We start from the raw sequence: 833 nt of genomic DNA, 5'->3' as shown, positions 1-833 counted from the left end.
ATGACGGACGTAGTGATCGTATCGGCCGCGCGGACCGCGGTCGGCAAATTCGGCGGCTCGCTCGCGAAGGTCGCGGCACCGGAGCTGGGCGCGACGGTGATTCGCGCGGTGCTGGAGCGTTCGGGCGTGAAGCCCGAGCAGGTGAGCGAAGTGATCATGGGGCAGGTGCTGACGGCGGGCTCGGGACAGAACCCGGCGCGCCAGTCGCTGATCAAGGCGGGCCTGCCGAGCGCGGTGCCGGGCATGACGATCAACAAGGTGTGCGGCTCGGGCCTGAAGGCCGTGATGCTGGCGGCGAACGCGATCATGGCGGGCGACGCGGACATCGTGATCGCGGGCGGCCAGGAGAACATGAGCGCGGCGCCGCACGTGCTGCCGGGCTCGCGCGACGGGTTCCGGATGGGCGATGCGAAGCTGGTCGACACGATGATCGTCGACGGCCTGTGGGACGTGTACAACCAGTACCACATGGGCATCACGGCGGAGAACGTCGCGAAGGAATACGGGATCACGCGCGAGGAGCAGGACGCGTTCGCGGCGCTGTCGCAGAACAAGGCGGAAGCCGCGCAGAAGGCGGGCCGCTTTGCCGACGAGATCGTGCCGGTGTCGATTCCGCAGCGCAAGGGCGAGCCGCTGCAGTTCGCGACCGACGAGTTCGTGCGTCACGGCGTGACGGCGGAGTCGCTGGCGGGGCTCAAGCCGGCGTTCGCGAAGGACGGCTCGGTGACGGCGGCGAACGCGTCGGGGCTGAACGACGGCGCGGCGGCGGTGCTGGTGATGTCGGCGCAGAAGGCGGCGGCGCTCGGGCTGACGCCGCTTGCGCGGATCAAGGC

Annotated in this window: 1 protein-coding gene; it reads left to right on the top strand. The window is 70.0% G+C overall.

Annotation, left to right across the window (positions count from 1 at the left end; translation table 11 throughout):
* Positions 1-833 (top strand): acetyl-CoA C-acyltransferase (locus HW466_RS30945; protein WP_176316130.1); only part of this gene is annotated, 833 nt, incomplete at both ends.

The organism is Burkholderia territorii, assembly GCF_902833055.1.
Lineage (GTDB): Bacteria > Pseudomonadota > Gammaproteobacteria > Burkholderiales > Burkholderiaceae > Burkholderia > Burkholderia territorii.
This window is presented reverse-complemented; position numbering and strand designations above follow the sequence as displayed.